The sequence below is a fragment of the Streptomyces sp. NPDC086766 genome, from assembly GCF_044746005.1.
Taxonomy (GTDB): Bacteria; Actinomycetota; Actinomycetes; order Streptomycetales; family Streptomycetaceae; genus Streptomyces.
Genome location: NZ_JBIVBI010000005.1, coordinates 367,277 through 386,112 on the forward strand (window position 1 = coordinate 367,277; position 18,836 = coordinate 386,112).

Genomic DNA, 18,836 nt, shown 5'->3' on the forward strand with positions numbered 1-18,836 from the left:
GCGAACCGCGGTACTAGGGGAAGCGATGGGGAGACGCAATGGACGCCGCACAGCAGGAAGCCACCGCAAGAGCGCGGGAACTGCAGCGGAACTGGTACGGGGAGCCCTTGGGGGCACTGTTCCGCAAGCTCATAGAGGACCTCGGGCTCAACCAGGCCCGGCTTGCGGGGGTACTGGGACTGTCCGCGCCGATGCTGTCGCAGCTGATGAGCGGGCAGCGGGCGAAGATCGGCAACCCTGCGGTGGTGCAGCGAGTGCAGCTCCTGCAGGAGCTGGCCGGGCAGGTCGCGGACGGCAGCGTCAGCGCGGCCGAGGCGACCGAGCGCATGGACGAGATCAAGCGGTCGCAGGGGGGCTCGGTGCTCAGCAACACCACGCAGTCGACGAACAGTTCGGGGGCGCCCACGGTCAAGCGGGTGGTCCGGGAGATCCAGTCGCTGCTCCGGTCCGTCGCCGCCGCCGGTGACATCATCGAGGCGGCCGACACGCTCGCCGGCACGCACCCCGAACTGGCCGAGTTCCTCCGCGTCTACGGCGCGGGCCGCACCTCCGACGCGGTCGCGCACTACCAGTCCCACCAGAGCTGACATCCCACCGCCCTTCCGGTGCGGGGGAGTTGGACAGCCAGGCGAACGCGGGCGGGGGAACGCGGACTTGGAGTGGCGTACCGCTCGCCCCGCTCGTCAGGGCGCGGGAGTCGTGCCACCCGCCGCGGGGCAGGCCAGTGGGTAACCGCAGGGGGAGGAGCGACGCACAGCCATGGGTGAGGTCTTCGCCGGCCGGTACGAACTGGTCGACCCGATCGGACGCGGCGGGGTCGGCGCGGTGTGGCGCGCCTGGGACCACCGCCGCCGCCGGTACGTGGCCGCCAAGGTCCTGCAGCAGCGCGACGCCCACTCGCTGCTGCGCTTCGTCCGGGAACAGGCGCTGCGGATCGACCACCCCCATGTGCTCGCTCCGGCCAGCTGGGCGGCCGACGACGACAAGGTCCTGTTCACCATGGACCTGGTGGCCGGGGGATCGCTGGTCCATCTCGTCGGGGACTACGGGCCGTTGCCCCCGGTGTTCGTCTGCACTCTGATCGACCAGTTGCTGTCGGGGCTGGCCGCGGTGCACGCGGAGGGCGTCGTCCACCGTGACATCAAGCCCGCCAACGTGCTGCTGGAGGCCACCGGGACCGGCCGGCCCAGGCTGCGCCTGTCCGACTTCGGCATCGCCATGCGCCTGGGCGAACCGCGGCTGACGGAGACCAACCTCGTGGTGGGCACGCCGGGTTATCTCGCGCCCGAGCAGATGATGGGCGCGGAACCGGACTTCCCCGCCGACCTGTTCGCGGTCGGTCTGGTCGCCCTCTATCTGCTGGAAGGCGCCAAGCCGGACGCCAAGGCGCTCGTGGAGTACTTCGCGGAGCACGGGACACCGCGTGCGCCCCAGGGCGTTCCGGAGCCGTTGTGGCAGGTCGTGGCGACACTGGTGCAGCCGGATCCGGCGGCCCGATTCCGTACGGCCACCGGCGCGCGCAAGGCGCTCGCGGCGGCGGCCGAGCTGCTGCCGGAGCCGGGTCCCGACGACGAGCTGATCGAGATCTTCGACCAGCTCGGCCCGATCCCGCCGGGCTTCGGGCCCGACGGCCCGCTCGAACGCAGCCCGGGGGTGGCCCTGGTCCACGTGAGGGAGACGGGCAGGGGGGCGCGGACCGGGGGCTCTGAGGGCTTTGAAGGCTCTGAGGACTTTCGGGGCTCGGGAGGTTCTGGGGGTTCTGGGGGTTCTGGAAGTTCTGGGGGTTCTGGGGGCGTTGAGGGTTTCGGAGGTGCCGGCCGCTCCGGGGGCTTCGGCGACAGCGGCGGCGGTACCGGCAGCACGGGCGTCCCGGCTCGGCCGGACACCGCCGGCGGCTCCGCGTCCGCTTCCTCGGAGCCCTCGCACCCCCCTGTTCCCTCCGCCTCCGCCACTCCCTCCACCAGCTCCGCCGCTGCCGGTTCCGTGGGTTCCCCCGTTCCTTCTCCCCCGTCTGCCGGTCCCCACGGCAGCACGCCGGTGCCCGACCGGCCGGGCACGATGTCGGACACGGGCAGCTTCCACCTGCCGCCGCCCGATCCCACGCCCCCGCCGTCGCCGTCGATCGCCGCGCAGGAACGTCGCGTCCAGCCGCCGCCCGCGGGCCCCGTCTCCCCCCACGGCCCCACCCCCGCGCCGGCCTCCCCCGGGCCGTATCCGCCCCGGCACCCGTCAGGGCCGACCGTTCCCTCGGCGTGGCAGCGCGCAGACGCCGCCACCGCTTCGTACACGGCCGCTTCGTACACGGCCGGGGCCCCACCGGCCCCCGTACCGGCTCCCGCCACGGCGCGGCAGACGTCACGGCACCGGGCCGAGCGTCCCCGCCGCCCGGGGCCGCCCGCGAAGGCGGCCGTCCCGCTCCTGCTCCTCGCGCTGGCCTGCTACGCCGTGGGCTTCTGGGCGCTGTCCCGCATGTGAGGTGTGAGCCGAGCGCGGTGGGCGGCGGGCCCTACCAGGCCCCGGCCCTGCGCCGGGCGACGAGAGTCCAGGCACCGAGGACGGCCAGGAGGAGGGTCCCCGTGCCGATTCCGCCCACGGCGAGCGCACGCAGCCCCGGTGAGCCGCCCGCCGTCCCGGTCGGCGTGGCCGCGGCGCGGTCGCGGTCGGTGACCTCGAAGAGGCTCCGCGGGGTCGCGGTGCCGTCGTATCCCGGTGCGGACCGGGCGGCGCCGTCGGTGCGGACGCGGAGGATCACGCCGAAGGGACCGTCACCGAACTGCTGGGCGGTCTGCGCGGCGAGGTGCACCACGAGGTAGTACGAGCCGGCGAACCGCATGGCCTTCACCTGGTCCGCGAAGCCGTAGCGGTTGGGGTAGGCGACGGGCGGGAGGGGGGCCAGCGCGGCCGACGCCTGTCTGCCGGTGTAGCCGTCGGCCGCCTCGGCGACGTAGCCGCGCACCGGGTTGTAGAGCGCCAGGGACAGCGCGCCGATCACATAGCCGCTGCCGCCGCTCGAACTGCCCAGTTCCGCGGTGGCGTTCAGCTGCTGTCCCCAGTCGACGGGCACCTTGTAGAAGAGGGTCTGGCCGGGGCGGATCCGGTCCCGCCAGCTTCCCGGCCCGACCGTGCTCGCCCCGGCGAATCCCGCGCCGCCCGCCCGGTCCACCGCCTGGCCGGTGACGGGCGCGGGCGAGGCCGAGTCCCACACGTCGGGCGCCCTGGTCGCGCCGGTCCGCTTCAGGGGCGGCTCGGACGCGGCGAAGAGCTCCAGGGGCCAGGTGTCCGGGGAGGACTCCGTGTCGTCGATGCGTTCGACGACGACGTAGTAGGTGCCGGCTCCCCGGCACAGCACGTTGCGGGGGCCCGTCTCGCGCGCTCCCCACGCGGCGATGGGGTGCGGGCTGCGGCTTCCGCCGAAGCGCGTGGACTGCAGGGAGCAGGAGTTGCTGTCGGCGTCCTGCACCGAGACCCGCAGGCCGTCGGTGGCGGCGACGGCGGTGCCCGCGCGGGGGACGGCGGTGACGGAGACGTAGGCGGTCGACGTGGCGTCGAGGTCGAGGCGGTAGTAGAGCTTGCCGTTCTTCGGCAGCGAGCTCCGGTACGTGTGCCCGGGGTCGAGGCGTTCGGCATCCGTGGTGGTCGTGGCGCCGGTGACGGGCCGGGAGCCGTCGGCGTACGCGTACGGGGCCGCCCCGTCGGCCGCGGCCGCGGGCGGGACCGGTACGGCGGCCGCCAGGGCCAGCACCGCCGCCGCGAGGGCAGCGCGTACGACGGCGTACCCGGCGTACGGCCGGCGGCGACCGCCGCGGCCGCGCGCCGTCCCCGACCGCTGACCCGTCCCCGTACGCCACACCATGCCGCGCCACCCCTCCCCACCGCTCAGGACGTCGCCCATCCTGCCCCGAGCACCGTTGCGCCATCCGCGCATTCCGTACGAGCGTCCGAAACGCCCGGCTCACCCGGCGCTCCGTCCCCCGCGCTACCCCAGACGTTCCGCCCCCGCAACACGGGACCCCGCGCAAGACAAAACCCCGACCGCTACGGCGGTCGGGGTCTGTTGGCTCTCGGGTGTCGGTGCTCAGGAACCCGTGGGCACGGAGTCGGTCGCCTCCGTCCACAGATCCTGCTCGGCGCGATCCGCCTGGATCTGGCGGTACACGAGGAGCCCGCCGATGGCGGCCAGTGCGACCAGGAGAAGCTTCTTCACCGCGCGACCTCGTCTTTCCTTGACGTAGGGGACCTCTGGCGCCCGACTATACACACCGACCGATACCGATCGGTGACCTGCGTCCGCCGTCAACTGCCGTGCGCGGACTCCCAGTAGGAGCGGACGCGACCGCTCCGGCCGGAGGGTGATCACACCCCCACGGACGGTCACTTTTGGCCACCCTCGCCCCGCCTCTGCACGTTTTCTGCACTCTTGCGTCCATCCGAGTGGTGTTCATCCGAAGATCGACGCGCCACGGGCGTCGGTCCACCACTTCGCGAGCCACATACACATCATGAGGAAGGTACGCAAATCGCCCGACCTGAAAGTGAGGGGCCATGGACCAGAACAAGCTCATGAAGCTGTGGACCGCCATCGTCACCGCCTTCCTCGCGCTGTGCACGGCGCTGGGAGTCGTCACCACGACCGCCACCACGACCTCGGCGGCTCCGCAGCCCCGGTCGAAGACCGCGCCCGAGAGCACCGCCCGGGTCCCGGCACAGACGACACCCCACCGGTCCCGGATCCATGCCAGGTCCTTGCCCCCCACGATGAAGCAGCGCATCCGGGCCGAGGCCCACGGCAGGACACCCACCTGCCGGCACCGCTCGCCCGGCGACGCGCAGTCCCTCGCGACGGACCCGCTGTGCGCCTCCGACGCCCCGCCGGTCAAGCCGACCATCCCCCTGCAACGCTGACAGAGCCGGCCCGGGACTCCCGGCGCCACTCCCGCATCCATGACGTCACGGCGAGACTTGCGTACCGCACCACACGTCACCCTCGAAGATCCCCGGTCACCCCGACCGGGGATCTTCGCCATGTACGGCTCTGCCCCGGGCGCGCCGCCCCAAGGGAGACCTGGCCGCCGATGAACACCGGCCGTCCCCAGCCGTGGATGAGCACCGGCCATCCCCACCGGCCCCGCCCCAGCCACCGCTTCAGCCGTCGCATCCGGCCCGCTCCCGGGCGCCCGGTGCCGCGCGGGCCGACGTCGCCCCTGGACGTCGAAAGACCCCCGATCCTGATGGACCGGGGGTCTTCTCGCTGGTGGGGCTAACAGGATTTGAACCTGTGGCCTCATCCTTATCAGGGATGCGCTCTAACCAACTGAGCTATAGCCCCGCCGCGCTCTGCGGTGTGTCCCGCGCGCTGACTCCTGAAGATTAGCGCACGACGGGGGCAGTCCCAAAATCGGTTCTCCCGGGCCGGAGCCCGGGTACGTCACTCGTCCTCGGCCAGCGTCAGCTCGACGCCGCCGACGAAGCCGGCGGACAGGTTGTAGATGAACGCGCCGAGGGTCGCCAGGGCCGTGGCGAGGACGACGTCGATGGCCGCGATGATCGACGCGAACATCAGAACGTTCGGGAGGGACAGGAAGGACTGCAGGTCGAAGCCGTTCGACTCGTTGGAGCCGGTCGCCTCCGAGATGGTCCCGCCGACCGTGGAGAACACGCCCATCGCGTCCATGACCATCCACAGCACGGCCGCGGCGACGACCGTGCAGATGCCGAGCGCGATGGAGAGCAGGAAACTGACCTTCATCACCGACCACGGGTCGGCCTTGGCCACGCGCAGCCGTGCCTTGCGGGTGCGCGGCACGGTGCGGGCGCCCGTGCGCGGCCGGCGCACCGCGCCGGTGGACGCCGGAGCCGACGGATAGGCCTGCGGCGGGTGGTACGGGCCTGCGGGCTGCTGCGGCTGCCGTTCCCCCGGGAGCGGGGAGGCCGGGCGCTCCTGGGCTGCCGCCTGGGGCGGAGGAGCGGTCTGCTGACCGGCCGGGGGCTGGGCCTGCGGGCCTCGGGTGTCGGTCACCGTTCCCCCCTGGGATGCGTGAGTGTGGGACGTGTGCGCGTCGGTCGCGGGCGACTTGATCGCTTTGAGGTTGGTCGTGTGCGAGTCCGTCGTCTGCGCGGCGGAGCCACGGCCGCCGCCGTCCGCCTCCCTGCTGGGGGAATTACCGGCCGATCCGGCGCCCGTGGCTCCGCTCACGATGACTCACTCCTCGTGCTACTCGTCCGAGGGCGCCTCACCCTCGTCCGTGCCGAGGATCGCGACGTCGTCCTCGGCGGTCTCGTCCACGGCCACGTCGCCGTCGACTTCCTCCGCCTCGCGTCCCGCCTCGGCGTTGCGAGCGATGCCGACCACGGCATCGCGCTTGCCCAGGTTGATCAGTTGGACGCCCATGGTGTCACGGCCCGTCTCCCTGACCTCATTGACCCGCGTACGAATCACACCGCCCGAGAGCGTGATGGCGAGGATCTCGTCGTTCTCCTCGACAATCAGCGCGCCCACGAGCGATCCGCGGTCCTCGACGATCTTGGCGGCCTTGATGCCCAGGCCGCCGCGACCCTGGACGCGGTACTCGTCGACACGGGTGCGCTTCGCGTACCCGCCGTCGGTGGCAGTGAACACGAACGTACCGGGTCGAACAACATTCATCGAGAGCAGCTCGTCTCCCTCGCGGAAACTCATGCCCTTGACGCCCGAGGTCGCACGGCCCATCGGGCGCAATGTGTCGTCGGACGCGGTGAACCTGATCGACTGCGCCTTCCTGCTGACGAGCAGCAGATCGTCGTCGGCCGAGACGAGTTCGGCTCCGATCAGTTCGTCGTCGGAACCGTCCTGCTGCTCGCGCAGGTTGATGGCGATGACACCGCCGGAGCGCGGCGAGTCGTAGTCCTTCAGCGGGGTCTTCTTGACCAGGCCGGCCTTGGTGGCGAGCACCAGGTAGGGCGCCGCGTCGTAGTCGCGGATCGCGAGGATCTCGGCGATCGCCTCGTCCGGCTGGAAGGCCAGCAGGTTCGCCACGTGCTGCCCGCGCGCGTCCCGGCCGGCGTCCGGAAGCTCGTAGGCCTTGGCCCGGTAGACCCGGCCCTTGTTGGTGAAGAACAGCAGCCAGTGGTGCGTGGTGGAGACGAAGAAGTGGTCGACGATGTCGTCTTCCTTCAGCTTCGTGCCGCGCACGCCCTTGCCGCCGCGCTTCTGGGCGCGGTAGTCGACGGTCTTGGTCCGCTTGACGTAGCCGCCGCGGGTGACCGTGACGACGATGTCCTCCTCGGCGATCAGGTCCTCGATGGACATGTCGCCCTCGTAGGGGATCAGCTTCGTCTGGCGGTCGTCGCCGTACTTCTCGACGATCGCGGCCAGCTCCGCGCTGACGATCCCGCGCTGTCGGACCGGCGAGGCGAGGATCTCGTTGTACTCGTTGATCTTCGCCTGGAGTTCGTCGTGCTCCTGGACGATCTTCCGGCGCTCCAGGGCGGCCAGCCGGCGCAGCTGCATCTCGAGGATGGCGTTGGCCTGGATCTCGTCGATCTCCAGGAGGCTCATCAGGCCCCCGCGCGCGATCTCGACGGTCTCGCTGCGCCGGATCAGCGCGATGACCTCGTCGATGGCGTCCAGGGCCTTCAGCAGACCGCGCAGAATGTGGGCGCGCTCCTCGGCCTTGCGCAGCCGGAAGCGGGTCCGGCGCACGATGACCTCGATCTGGTGCGTCACCCAGTGGCGGATGAACGCGTCCAGGGACAGGGTGCGCGGCACGCCGTCGACCAGCGCCAGCATGTTGGCGCCGAAGTTGGTCTGCAGGTCGGTGTGCTTGTAGAGGTTGTTCAGCACGACCTTGGCGACCGCGTCCCGCTTGAGGACGATGACCAGGCGCTGGCCCGTGCGGGACGACGTCTCGTCGCGCACGTCCGCGATGCCGCCGATCTTCCCGTCCTTCACCAGGTCGGCGATCTTCTGCGCGAGGTTGTCGGGGTTGACCTGGTAGGGCAGCTCCGTGACCACCAGGCACTGGCGGTTCTGGATCTCCTCGACCTCGACGACCGCCCGCATCGTGATGGAGCCGCGGCCGGTGCGGTACGCCTCCTCGATGCCCTTGCGGCCCACCACGAGGGCGCCGGTCGGGAAGTCGGGGCCCTTGATGCGCTCCATGAGCGCGTCCAGCAGGTCCTCGTGCGACGCCTCGGGGTTCTCCAGGTACCACTGGGCGCCGGACGCGACCTCACGCAGGTTGTGCGGCGGGATGTTGGTCGCCATACCGACCGCGATACCGGCCGAGCCGTTGATCAGCAGGTTCGGGAAGCGGGCCGGCAGGACGGTCGGCTCCTGGGAGCGGCCGTCGTAGTTGTCCGTGAAGTCGACGGTCTCCTCGTCGATGTCACGGACCATCTCCATGGACAGCGGCGCCATCTTGCACTCGGTGTAGCGCATCGCCGCCGCCGGGTCGTTGCCCGGGGAGCCGAAGTTGCCGTTGGAGTCCACCAGCGGCATCCGCATCGACCACGGCTGGGCGAGGCGCACCAGGGCGTCGTAGATCGAGGAGTCGCCGTGCGGGTGGTAGTTGCCCATGACGTCGCCGACGACGCGGGCGCACTTGTAGAAGCCGCGCTCGGGGCGGTAGCCGCCGTCGTACATGGCGTACAGGACGCGGCGGTGGACGGGCTTGAGACCGTCGCGGACGTCGGGCAGCGCACGGGACACGATGACGGACATCGCGTAGTCCAGGTACGAGCGCTGCATCTCCGTCTCGAGCCCGACGGGCTCGACGCGCATCGCGAGTTCGCCGCCCTCTGCGGGGGTGACAGGAGTGTTCTCGTCGGCCATTGCTGGTGAGGATCCTTCCTGGTGCGGTCAGCTGAGACCGACTCAGATGTCGAGGAAGCGGACGTCCTTGGCGTTGCGCTGGATGAACTGGCGGCGGGCCTCGACGTCCTCGCCCATCAGGACCGAGAACAGGTCGTCGGCCTGGGCGGCGTCGTCGAGGGTGACCTGGCCGAGGACCCGGTGCTCCTGGTCCATGGTGGTCACGCGCAGCTCCTCGGCGTTCATCTCGCCGAGACCCTTGAAGCGCTGGATGGAGTCCTCCCGGACCCGCTTGCCGCGCTGGCGGCCCATCTCGATCAGCGCGTCGCGCTCGCGGTCCGAGTAGGCGTACTCGATGTCGTCCCGGCCCCACTTGATCTTGTAGAGCGGCGGGCGGGAGAGGTACACGTGCCCGGCCTCGACCAGCGGCCGCATGAAGCGGAACAGGAAGGTCAGCAGCAGCGTGCTGATGTGCTGGCCGTCGACGTCGGCGTCCGCCATCAGGATGATCTTGTGATAGCGGAGCTTCTCGATGTCGAAGTCCTCGTGCACGCCGGTGCCGAAGGCGGAAATCAGCGCCTGGATCTCCTGGTTCTGCAGGATCTTGTCGATCCGCGCCTTCTCGACGTTGAGGATCTTGCCGCGGATCGGGAGGATCGCCTGGTACTCCGGGTTGCGGCCGGACTTGGCCGAGCCGCCGGCGGAGTCACCCTCGACGATGAAGATCTCGCACTTGGTCGGGTCGTTGGACTGGCAGTCCGACAGCTTGCCCGGCAGGGACGCCGACTCCAGCAGGCCCTTGCGGCGGGTGAGGTCGCGGGCCTTGCGGGCCGCCACGCGCGCGGTGGCCGCCTGGATGCCCTTGCGGATGATGTCCGCGGCCTCGACCGGGTTGCGGTCCAGCCAGTCGTTGAGGTGCTCGTAGACCGCCCGCTGCACGAAGGTCTTCGCCTCCGTGTTGCCCAGCTTGGTCTTGGTCTGGCCCTCGAACTGCGGCTCGCTCAGCTTGACCGAGATGATCGCGGTCAGACCCTCGCGGATGTCGTCGCCGGTGAGGTTGTCGTCCTTCTCGCGCAGCAGCTTCTTGTCGCGCGCGTACTTGTTGATCAGCGAGGTCAGGGCCGCGCGGAAGCCCTCCTCGTGCGTGCCGCCCTCGTGGGTGTGGATGATGTTGGCGAAGGAGTACACGCCCTCGCTGTAGCCGCTGTTCCACTGGAGCGCGACCTCGAGCGAGAGGTTCTTGTCCTTGTCCTCGGCCTCCAGGTCGATCACCGTGGGGTGCACGACCTCCCCCTTGCGGGAGTTGAGGTACTTCACGAAGTCGACGATGCCGCCCTCGTAGTGGTACGCGACGGACTTGACCTCGTCCTTCACGTCCGCGCCGGCCTCGTCCGCCCCGGTGGTGGCCTTCGCCGACTCGCGCTCGTCGGTGAGCCGGATGGTCAGGCCCTTGTTGAGGAACGCCATCTCCTGGAAGCGCCGCGACAGCGTCTCGAAGGAGTAATCGGTGGTCTCGAAGATCTCCGGGTCGGCCCAGAAGGTGACCGAGGTACCGGTCTCCTCGATCTCCTCGTGCTTGGCCAGCGGCGCCGTCGGGACGCCCATCTTGTAGTCCTGCGTCCAGCGGTGCCCGTCGGTCTTGACCTCGACGGACACCTTGGTCGACAGGGCGTTCACGACCGAGACGCCGACACCGTGCAGACCGCCGGAGACGGCGTACCCGCCGCCGCCGAACTTGCCGCCGGCGTGCAGCACGGTCAGCACGACCTCGACGGCCGGCTTGCCCTCGGAGGGCACGATGCCCACCGGGATGCCGCGGCCGTTGTCGACGACCCGCACACCGCCGTCGGCGAGGATCGTGACGTCGATCGTGTCCGCGTGCCCGGCCAGCGCCTCGTCGACGGAGTTGTCGACGACCTCCTGCACCAGGTGGTGCAGGCCGCGCTCGCCGGTGGAGCCGATGTACATACCGGGTCGCTTGCGGACCGCGTCCAGCCCCTCGAGGACGGTGATCGCGGTGGCGTCGTACGAGGAGGCCGTGACCTCGCCGTTCGAGGAGGCGGCCTCGTTCACGCCGGCGTCGGTGGAGGGGATGTTCTCGTTGGGGTTGCCGGAATCGGCCACGAAGCGCCCTTTCTGGCACAGCACGAGCCGGGCTCGTCGGCGGGTTGCCGGAGCGGCTGCGGCATGTTGCGTTGGTCAGCCTTGATCAGCGTTGCTCAGCTTTTCCCGGACGGTCCCCACGTTTGGGGCGGGATTGCCTTCCAGTCTACCGGTAGCGCCGACAGTGATGGGGGTTTGCCGGTACCTGAGTCCGCATGTGGCGCCCTGAACCGGTCTCCGCCGGGTCCCGATATACGGAAGGGGTCTCCAAGAGGCTCACAGCGGCACTCAGCGCTTCGGGACGTCAACCCATCGCTACTCAAGGGTCAGGTAGGGATGCACAAGCGCGCACAGGCGTACGACGGACCCCTGTCCGAACCCCGCGTGACCCCGCCGAACGGTCCGCCACGGGGACTCGATGTGATGTCTGTCACCCGTAGGTGTCGCCCGGCCCCGTGCTGCCCGGAGCGCGCAGCGGGCCGTAGCGGCGGGCGGAGCCGCCGGGTCCGAACACCTTGATCAACCGGACCGCACCGTGCCCGAGATCCTCGTTGAGACGGGCGACCAGCGTCGGCGCGAGCAGCCGCAGATTCGTCGCCCAGGCCGTCGAGTCGCAGCGCACGGTCAGCACCCGCTCGCCCTCGTCGTAACGCTCCGGCACGCAGTGCTTGGCCACGTCCGCGCCGACGATCTGCGGCCACCGCCCCATCACACCGCCCACCGCGGCCGGGGTCTCCCAGCCGCGCTCGGTGATCAGCCGGTTGATCGCCGAACCGAGCGCCATCGGATCGCGGCCGTCGGCGCGCGCACCGGAGCGCAGACCACCGCGCCGCGCCTGCTTCTTCTGCTGCGCCGCGTCGCCCCGCGCGCGTGCCGCCTCCTTGGCCGCCCTCAGCGCCACCCGCGCGAGGTCGACGCCGGAGGGCTCGGGGTTCTTCCGGGGGCCCGGCTCGTCCGTGCTCACGCCCGCTCCACCGTCCCCTCGGCGACGGCGAACCGCGTCCCCGCCAGGACGTGCGGAACGTCGTCGTCGACCGCGGCGGTCACCAGGACCTGCTCGCCGGGCGCGACCAGCTCCGCCAGCCGCTCGCGCCGGCGGGCGTCCAGCTCGGCGAAGACGTCGTCGAGGATCAGCACCGGCTCGTTGCCCTCCGCGCGCAGCAGGTCGTAGGAGGCCAGGCGCAGCGCCAGCGCGTAGGACCAGGACTCGCCGTGCGACGCGTACCCCTTGGCGGGCAGCTGACCGAGCTTGAGCACCAGATCGTCCCGGTGCGGTCCCACCAGGGTCACACCGCGCTCGATCTCCTGCTTGCGGGCCTCGGCGAGCGCGGCCGTCAGCTGTTCGTAGAGCGCCTCGCGGGTGTGCGCCTCGCCGGGCGCGGACGGCTTGTACTCCAGCGCCACGGGGCCCCCGCCGGGCGCGAGCTGCTCGTACGCCTTGTCGGCGAGCGGCTGGATCGCCGCGATCAGGTCCAGGCGCCGGGCGAGCAGTTCGGCGCCCGCGCGCGCGAGGTGCTGGTCCCACACGTCCAGCGTGGACAGGTCCATGGAGCGGCCGCCGTGCCGGCGGGCCAGCGCGGCCGACTTCAGCAGGGTGTTGCGCTGCTTGAGGACCCGCTCGTAGTCCGACCGCACGCCCGCCATGCGCGGGGAGCGGGCGGTGATCATCTCGTCGAGGAAGCGGCGCCGCTCGCCGGGATCGCCCTTCACCAGGGCGAGGTCCTCCGGCGCGAACAGCACGGTGCGTACGATGCCGAGCACGTCACGCGGCTTGACCTGCGAGGACCTGTTGATGCGGGCGCGGTTGGCGCGGCCCGGGTTGATCTCCAGTTCGACCAGCTGCTGCCGCTCGCCCTGCCGGACCTGCGCCCGGACGACCGCCCGCTCGGCGCCCATGCGGACCAGGGGGGCGTCGGAGGCGACGCGGTGGCTGCCGAGGGTGGCGAGGTAGCCGACGGCCTCGACGAGGTTCGTCTTGCCCTGGCCGTTGGGGCCCACGAAGGCGGTGACGCCGGGGTCCAGCGGGACCTCCACCCGGGCGTACGAGCGGAAGTCGGCCAGCGAGAGATGCGTGACGTGCATGGTCGTGCGCCGACCTCCCCCAACGTGGTGGTGCTTCGGTTTCCCCGGTCCGTCCACCGCCTGTGGACGGACCGGACCGCTCCCGAGAGGTGCCAGGGCGGGCACCCCCAGGGTGTGGACTACTTCTTCTCTACCGCGTGACCGCCGAACTGGTTGCGCAGCGCGGCGATCATCTTCATCTGCGGCGAGTCCTCCTGACGGGAGGAGAACCGCGCGAAGAGCGAGGCCGTGATCGCGGGCAGCGGCACGGCGTTGTCGATGGCGGCCTCCACGGTCCACCGGCCCTCGCCGGAGTCCTCGGCGTAACCGCGCAGCTTGTCCAGGTGCTCGTCCTCGTCGAGGGCGTTGACCGCCAGGTCCAGCAGCCAGGAGCGGATGACGGTGCCCTCCTGCCAGGAGCGGAAGACCTCGCGGACGTCCGTGACGGAGTCGACCTTCTCCAGCAGCTCCCAGCCCTCGGCGTAGGCCTGCATCATGGCGTACTCGATGCCGTTGTGGACCATCTTCGCGAAGTGGCCCGCGCCGACCTTGCCGGCGTGCACCGAACCGAAGTCGCCCTCGGGCTTCAGCGCGTCGAAGACCGGCTGGACCTTCGCCACGTTCTCGGCGTCGCCGCCGTACATCAGCGCGTAGCCGTTCTGCAGGCCCCAGACGCCGCCGGAGACGCCGCAGTCGACGAAGCCGATGCCCTTGGCCGCCAGCTCCCCGGCGTGCTTCTCGTCGTCGGTCCAGCGGGAGTTCCCGCCGTCCACGACCACGTCACCGGGCTCCAGCAGCTCGCCGAGCCGGTCGATCGTGTGCTGGGTGGGGTCGCCGGCCGGGACCATCACCCAGACCACCCGGGGGCCCTCGAGCTTGCCCACCAGCTCTTCCAGGCTGTGGACGTCCGCGAGGTCGGGGTTGCGGTCGTATCCGATGACGGTGTGGCCCGCGCGGCGTATCCGCTCGCGCATGTTGCCGCCCATCTTGCCGAGGCCGACGAGACCGAGCTCCATCAGTTGCGTTCCTTAGGTGTCACGACGTGGCGTTGCGGCACTTCCGTGCCCGCGTCCGAGCCTAAACCCGGACGCTCGCGCACATCCGTGGGCATACGCGCTCATACGTACGCCCCGGCCCGCGGCCTCGCCCACCGCATGGTCCACAGATCCGCGCGGCCTGTGGACCGCCGCGCCGCCGCCCGTGCGGGCGCGGGCGTCAGCCGCTCAGGCGCACCGGCATGATCAGGTACTTGTAGGCCTCGTCCGCCTCGGCGTCCACCGCGGGCCTGCCGCTCAGCAGCGCGGGCTTGGTGGACGTCGTGAAGGAGAGCTGGGCCACCGGGGAGTCGATGGCGCTCAGGCCGTCCAGCAGGAACGTCGGGTTGAAGGCGATGGAGATGTCGTCGCCCTCGAGTTGCGCGTCGACCCTTTCCACAGCCTGTGCGTCGTCGCTGGAGCCGGCCTCCAGGATGAGCACGCCCTGCTCGAAGCTCAGCCGCACCGGGGTGTTGCGCTCGGCGACCAGGGCCACGCGCTTGACGGCCTCCACGAAGGGGGCGGTCTCGATGGTGGCGACCGAGTTGAACTCCGTCGGGAACAGCGTGCGGTACTTCGGGAGGTCGCCCTCCAGCAGACGCGTGGTCGTGCGCCGCCCGGCACCCTCGAAACCGATCAGGCCCTCGCCCGCACCCGAGCCGGAGAGCGCCAGGATGACGCTGTCACCGCTGGTCAGCGCCTTGGCGGTGTCCAGCAGGGTCTTGGCGGGCACCAGGGCGACCGCGGAGGCGTCCGGGTTCTCCGGCTTCCACAGGAACTCGCGGACCGCGAAGCGGTAGCGGTCGGTGGAGGCCAGCGTGACCGTGTCGCCCTCGATCTCGATGCGGACACCGGTGAGGACGGGCAGCGTGTCGTCGCGGCCGGCGGCGATCGCGACCTGCTGCACGGCGGAGGCGAAGACCTCGCCGGGGACCGTGCCCGTCGCGTTGGGCATCTGCGGGAGCGACGGGTACTCCTCCACCGGCAGGGTGTGGAGGGTGAAGCGGGAGGAGCCGCAGACCACGGTCGCCCGCACACCGTCGGTGGAGATCTCCACCGGGCGGTTGGGGAGGGCGCGGGAGATGTCGGCGAGCAGGCGGCCGGAGACGAGCACCGTGCCCTCCTCCTCGACCTCGGCCTCGACGGAGACGCGCGCGGAGACCTCGTAGTCGAAGCTCGACAGGCTCAGCTGGCCGTCCTCGGCCTTCAGCAGCAGGCCGGCGAGGACAGGCGCCGGCGGACGGGCCGGGAGGCTGCGTGCCGCCCAGGCCACTGCCTCCGCGAGTACGTCGCGTTCCACCCGGATCTTCACCGTAAGCCGCCTCCTGCTGTTGCTACTGAGTCCTCCGACTCGGTGTCACCGCCCACTGCGACGGGAAGGACACCGGGGACCAGTCTGACGCACCGCACTGACAGTAGGTGCCTGTCGGGGTCAAGTCGCTCCGAGGGGCGGTCGGGGCTCCGAGCTCGAGTTGTGCACAGGACCCGCTTCGAAACGGATTCCACGCTCTCTCTAGTCGGGAGTAGTAGTAGGGCCTGTGGATACCGTGGATAACCACGTTTGCCCAGCTCAGCGCGGATATTTTGTCCACGTCCCCTGTGGGTGGAGCCCGTGGACAACCCAGCGGTTCTGTGGAGAACGGGAAGTTCTGCACACGTCGCCCACAGCCTGAGGGCGGTTCTCCCCAGCTCCGTCCCCAGGTTTACCCCCGTTTCCCACACCCCGCCCCGGCACCTTCGTGTGACGCCTTTCACTCGGCGCGGTGATCTGCTGCGTCGCGTTGCCGAACAGTGGACAGGGGTGTGGAGAAGCCGCCGATCACTGGGGACAACCGGCTCTCTCCTGTGGGAAGCCCGTGGACAACTTGGCGCACACCCTGTGGACCGATCCGTCGTCCACAGTCTGTGGAGATCGTTCGTCCACGATTCCACAGGCAGCTGAGCTGGGCGGATGATCTGCCGACAGCACAGCCTGTGGATGCGATCTGGACAACTTCGCCGTCCCCACCGTGTGGACGCAAGAAAGTCGGCGAATCTGTGGAGGGAGACCGTAACCCGGCCCGGATTCGAACAGACGAGGGCGGGCGCGAGAGGCCGGGAGACGTCCGAAGAGACGGCCGAGGGCGCCCCGGGGCATCCCCGGGGCGCCCTCGGTGGCGCGTGTGGCGGCAGGCGTGGCCGCGTGTGGCGACGTGCAGGCAGGGTGTGGCGGCGCGTGTGCCGACGTGGCGGCAGGGCGTGGCGGCGCGTGTGATGGCGCCGTGCGGCGTGTGGGGTGGCCGTCAGCCGTTCTTGATGCGGTTGGTCAGCTCGGTGACCTGGTTGTAGATGGACCGCCGCTCCGCCATCAGCGCGCGGATCTTGCGGTCGGCGTGCATCACCGTCGTGTGGTCGCGGCCGCCGAACTGCGCGCCGATCTTCGGCAGTGAGAGGTCGGTCAGCTCACGGCACAGGTACATGGCGATCTGGCGTGCCGTCACCAGGGCGCGGCCGCGCGAGGTGCCGCACAGGTCCTCGACGGTGAGCCCGAAGTAGTCGGCCGTCGACGCCATGATGGCCGGCGCCGTGATCTCCGGGGCGCTGTCCTCCCCGCCGGGGATCAGGTCCTTGAGGACGATCTCCGTCAGGCCGAGGTCCACCGGCTGCCGGTTGAGCGAGGCGAACGCCGTCACCCGGATCAGCGCGCCCTCCAGCTCGCGGATGTTGCGAGAGATCCGGGAGGCGATGAACTCCAGCACCTCCGGTGGGGCGTTGAGCTGCTCCTGCACGGCCTTCTTGCGCAGGATCGCGATGCGCGTCTCCAGCTCGGGCGGCTGGACGTCGGTGATCAGCCCCCACTCGAAGCGGTTGCGCAGCCGGTCCTCCAGCGTCACCAGCTGCTTGGGCGGCCGGTCGGAGGACAGCACGATCTGCTTGTTGGCGTTGTGGAGCGTGTTGAACGTGTGGAAGAACTCCTCCTGCGTCGACTCCTTGTCCGCGAGGAACTGGATGTCGTCGACGAGCAGGATGTCCATCTCGCGGTAGCGCTTGCGGAAGCTGTCGCCCTTGCCGTCGCGGATGGAGTTGATGAACTCGTTGGTGAACTCCTCCGAGCTCACGTACCGCACGCGCGTGCCCGGGTAGAGGCTGCGGGCGTAGTGCCCGATCGCGTGCAGCAGATGGGTCTTGCCGAGTCCGGACTCCCCGTAGATGAACAGGGGGTTGTACGCCTTCGCGGGTGCCTCGGCGACGGCGACCGCGGCCGCGTGCGCGAACCGGTTGGAGGCGCCGATGACGAAGGTGTCGAAGAGGTACTTCGGGTTCAGGCGGGCGGTCGGCTCGCCGGGCCCGGTGGCCGGGGCGGGCTGCGCGGCCAGCGGGCCGGGGGCGCCGGTGGTGGGCAGGTTCGGGCCCACCGGGCCGCCGCGGTGCACGTGGCCGGAGCCGGCCGGCGGCTCCGGCAGGTTGCGCCGGCCGGGGTCGCGCTGGTCGTAGTCGCCGCGCGAGGGCTCGTACTCGGAGCGCTGCTGGTCGTACGACGGGCGGTCCATCGGCTGCGGACGGTAGTCCTGGGACGGCGAGTACGTGTCCTGCTTGCCGTACGTGTCCTGCCGGTCGTAGGAGTCCTGCTTGCCGTAGGAGTCCTGCCTGTCGTACGTGTCCTGCTTGCCGTAGGAGTCCTGCCGGTCGTACGTGTCGCGTGAGGGGGACGCGTACGGGTCCCGCTCGGGGAAGCCGAACCGCTGCTGCTGCCAGCCGTGGTCGTCCTGCGCCGGGCGCGGCCAGGCGCCGGGCTCGGGGCGCTGGTAGTCGGCGTACTCGGAGGGGTACGCGGGGCGGGCGGTCGGCAGCGGGTCGCCGCCCTCGCCCGACTGCGGGCCCGTGCGCGGGAGCGGCAGCGGCTCGCCCGGGTGCTGGTCGCCGCGGCCGGAGCGGTGGGCCGGGCCGTGGTTGTCGGCCCGGTGCCGGCCGTAGCCCTCGTACCCGCCCTGGCCCTGGCCGGCGGGCGGCTCCTGCTCCTCGTAGCGCGGGGCGGCGGGTGCCTGTGGCTGGGGCTCGCCGACGGAGCTGTCCACCGTGATCGCGATACGGATGGGGCGGCCGCACTCACGGCTCAACGTCTCGCTGACGACCGGGGCGAGGCGGCCCTCGAGCACGCCCTTGGCGAATTCGTTCGGAACGGCGAGCAGGGCGGTGTCGGCGACCAGCGCCAGCGGCTGGCAGCGCCGGATCCAGTGCTCGTCCTTGACCTCGACGCCCTGTCCGCGGCCCTCACCGAGCAGCTGATCGAGTACTCGTGGCCATACTGCGGCAAGATCGGCAGGTACGTCAGCCACAGGGCACGCTCTCTCACAGGTCCCACGAACGTGTGGTTGCGGGACGGGTCGGGATGTAAATCGGGTGGCGCGGGGGACAAGGGAACGAATCGGAGTCCAGTCACGGTAGTCAGCGCGACGGGTACGGTTCAAGTTGTTGTCCCCAGGCTGTGGACAGTGTCCCTCGGTGGCTGCCGGTTTGACCGGATGGCGTAGCCCCGCGTACCGTAACCAGGTCGAGTTGTCGATGGCTGCTGCCGCCTGCCTCCGAAGGGCACAGGTCACGTCAGGTGATCGGTAAGCGGTGCACTCGGGCGTAACTGCGAGCTACTCGTGGGCGCACGGTGACAGCCAGGACGGCACCCCGCCACTACCCGAACCTTTCTGGAGCCCCCGAGTGAGCAAGCGCACCTTCCAGCCGAACAACCGTCGTCGCGCGAAGACCCACGGCTTCCGGCTGCGTATGCGCACCCGTGCCGGCCGCGCGATTCTCGCGTCCCGCCGTAGCAAGGGTCGCGCCCGCCTGTCCGCCTGATCCCGATCAGGTCATGACGT

At 70.7% G+C, this 18,836-nt stretch carries 14 protein-coding genes and 1 tRNA gene; 4 read left to right on the forward strand and 11 right to left on the reverse strand.

From position 1 onward, the window contains the following. Positions 1-38: 38 nt before the first annotated feature. Complete coding sequence (locus tag ACIPM1_RS12315) at positions 39-587, forward strand: DNA-binding protein (protein WP_356181465.1); 549 nt, start codon at positions 39-41, stop codon at positions 585-587. Between the two features lie 172 nt (positions 588-759). Continuing rightward, positions 760-2,475: a protein kinase gene (locus tag ACIPM1_RS12320; protein ID WP_402432605.1), complete on the forward strand. Its 1,716-nt coding sequence runs from the start codon at positions 760-762 to the stop codon at positions 2,473-2,475. 31 nt (positions 2,476-2,506) lie between these two features. On the opposite strand, the gene ACIPM1_RS12325 is transcribed toward ACIPM1_RS12320, so the two are convergent. Together ACIPM1_RS12325 and ACIPM1_RS12330 are read right to left on the reverse strand one after the other, a co-directional pair. Further along, positions 2,507-3,853 carry a hypothetical protein gene (locus ACIPM1_RS12325; protein ID WP_402432608.1) on the reverse strand — a complete coding sequence of 449 codons (1,347 nt, stop codon included), beginning with the start codon at positions 3,851-3,853 and terminating at the stop codon, positions 2,507-2,509. A 222-nt stretch (positions 3,854-4,075) separates the two neighbouring features. After that, complete coding sequence (locus ACIPM1_RS12330) at positions 4,076-4,204, reverse strand: DLW-39 family protein (RefSeq protein ID WP_003999697.1); 129 nt, start codon at positions 4,202-4,204, stop codon at positions 4,076-4,078. 338 nt (positions 4,205-4,542) lie between these two features. Here ACIPM1_RS12330 and ACIPM1_RS12335 point away from each other — a divergent pair, with 338 nt between their 5' ends. Beyond that, the gene (locus ACIPM1_RS12335) at positions 4,543-4,902 is read left to right on the forward strand and encodes a DUF6344 domain-containing protein (protein WP_402432612.1); all 360 of its coding nucleotides are present in this window, start codon (positions 4,543-4,545) and stop codon (positions 4,900-4,902) included. Between the two features lie 347 nt (positions 4,903-5,249). Here ACIPM1_RS12335 and ACIPM1_RS12340 read toward each other — a convergent pair. The 9 genes from ACIPM1_RS12340 to dnaA all read right to left on the reverse strand — a co-directional run bounded on the left by ACIPM1_RS12340 (position 5,250) and on the right by dnaA (position 18,302). Then, positions 5,250-5,326: transfer RNA gene (locus tag ACIPM1_RS12340), tRNA-Ile, on the reverse strand. Positions 5,327-5,425: 99 nt separating this feature from the next. Next, entirely contained in the window at positions 5,426-6,193 is a 768-nt protein-coding gene (locus tag ACIPM1_RS12345; protein WP_402432615.1) for a DUF3566 domain-containing protein, read from the reverse strand. Positions 6,194-6,211: 18 nt separating this feature from the next. Continuing rightward, positions 6,212-8,809, reverse strand: coding sequence for a DNA gyrase subunit A (gene gyrA, locus ACIPM1_RS12350; protein WP_402432618.1), 2,598 nt, complete (start codon positions 8,807-8,809; stop codon positions 6,212-6,214). A 42-nt stretch (positions 8,810-8,851) separates the two neighbouring features. Beyond that, positions 8,852-10,936: a DNA topoisomerase (ATP-hydrolyzing) subunit B gene (gyrB, locus tag ACIPM1_RS12355; protein WP_402432621.1), complete on the reverse strand. Its 2,085-nt coding sequence runs from the start codon at positions 10,934-10,936 to the stop codon at positions 8,852-8,854. Positions 10,937-11,321: 385 nt separating this feature from the next. Next, entirely contained in the window at positions 11,322-11,855 is a 534-nt protein-coding gene (locus ACIPM1_RS12360) for a DUF721 domain-containing protein (RefSeq protein ID WP_402432625.1), read from the reverse strand. Next, on the reverse strand, positions 11,852-12,973 hold the full coding sequence (gene recF, locus ACIPM1_RS12365; RefSeq protein ID WP_402432628.1) for a DNA replication/repair protein RecF: 1,122 nt from the start codon (positions 12,971-12,973) through the stop codon (positions 11,852-11,854). Before recF ends, ACIPM1_RS12360 begins: the two co-directional genes overlap by 4 nt. 119 nt (positions 12,974-13,092) lie before the next feature. Next, a complete protein-coding gene (gene gnd, locus ACIPM1_RS12370) occupies positions 13,093-13,968 on the reverse strand; it encodes a phosphogluconate dehydrogenase (NAD(+)-dependent, decarboxylating) (protein ID WP_402432631.1) in 876 nt (291 codons plus the stop codon). 199 nt (positions 13,969-14,167) lie between these two features. After that, positions 14,168-15,298: a DNA polymerase III subunit beta gene (gene dnaN / locus ACIPM1_RS12375; RefSeq protein WP_356181436.1), complete on the reverse strand. Its 1,131-nt coding sequence runs from the start codon at positions 15,296-15,298 to the stop codon at positions 14,168-14,170. Positions 15,299-16,268: 970 nt separating this feature from the next. Next, on the reverse strand, positions 16,269-18,302 hold the full coding sequence (dnaA, locus tag ACIPM1_RS12380) for a chromosomal replication initiator protein DnaA (RefSeq protein ID WP_402432635.1): 2,034 nt from the start codon (positions 18,300-18,302) through the stop codon (positions 16,269-16,271). Positions 18,303-18,678: 376 nt separating this feature from the next. On the opposite strand from dnaA, the gene rpmH reads away from it, so the two are divergent. After that, positions 18,679-18,816, forward strand: a complete 138-nt coding sequence (gene rpmH / locus ACIPM1_RS12385) for a 50S ribosomal protein L34 (RefSeq protein ID WP_003956500.1) — start codon at positions 18,679-18,681, stop codon at positions 18,814-18,816. The last annotated feature ends 20 nt before the right edge of the window (positions 18,817-18,836 follow it).

What these genes read in the sequence shown, in the direction of transcription:
- ACIPM1_RS12315 (WP_356181465.1), top strand. Translation starts at nt 39, where the DNA reads ATGGACGCCGCACAGCAGGAAGCCACCGCAAGAGCGCGGGAACTGCAG.
- ACIPM1_RS12320 (WP_402432605.1), top strand. Translation starts at nt 760, where the DNA reads ATGGGTGAGGTCTTCGCCGGCCGGTACGAACTGGTCGACCCGATCGGA.
- ACIPM1_RS12325 (WP_402432608.1), bottom strand. Translation starts at nt 3,853, where the DNA reads ATGGTGTGGCGTACGGGGACGGGTCAGCGGTCGGGGACGGCGCGCGGC.
- ACIPM1_RS12335 (WP_402432612.1), top strand. Translation starts at nt 4,543, where the DNA reads ATGGACCAGAACAAGCTCATGAAGCTGTGGACCGCCATCGTCACCGCC.
- gyrA (WP_402432618.1), bottom strand. Translation starts at nt 8,809, where the DNA reads ATGGCCGACGAGAACACTCCTGTCACCCCCGCAGAGGGCGGCGAACTC.
- recF (WP_402432628.1), bottom strand. Translation starts at nt 12,973, where the DNA reads ATGCACGTCACGCATCTCTCGCTGGCCGACTTCCGCTCGTACGCCCGG.
- gnd (WP_402432631.1), bottom strand. Translation starts at nt 13,968, where the DNA reads ATGGAGCTCGGTCTCGTCGGCCTCGGCAAGATGGGCGGCAACATGCGC.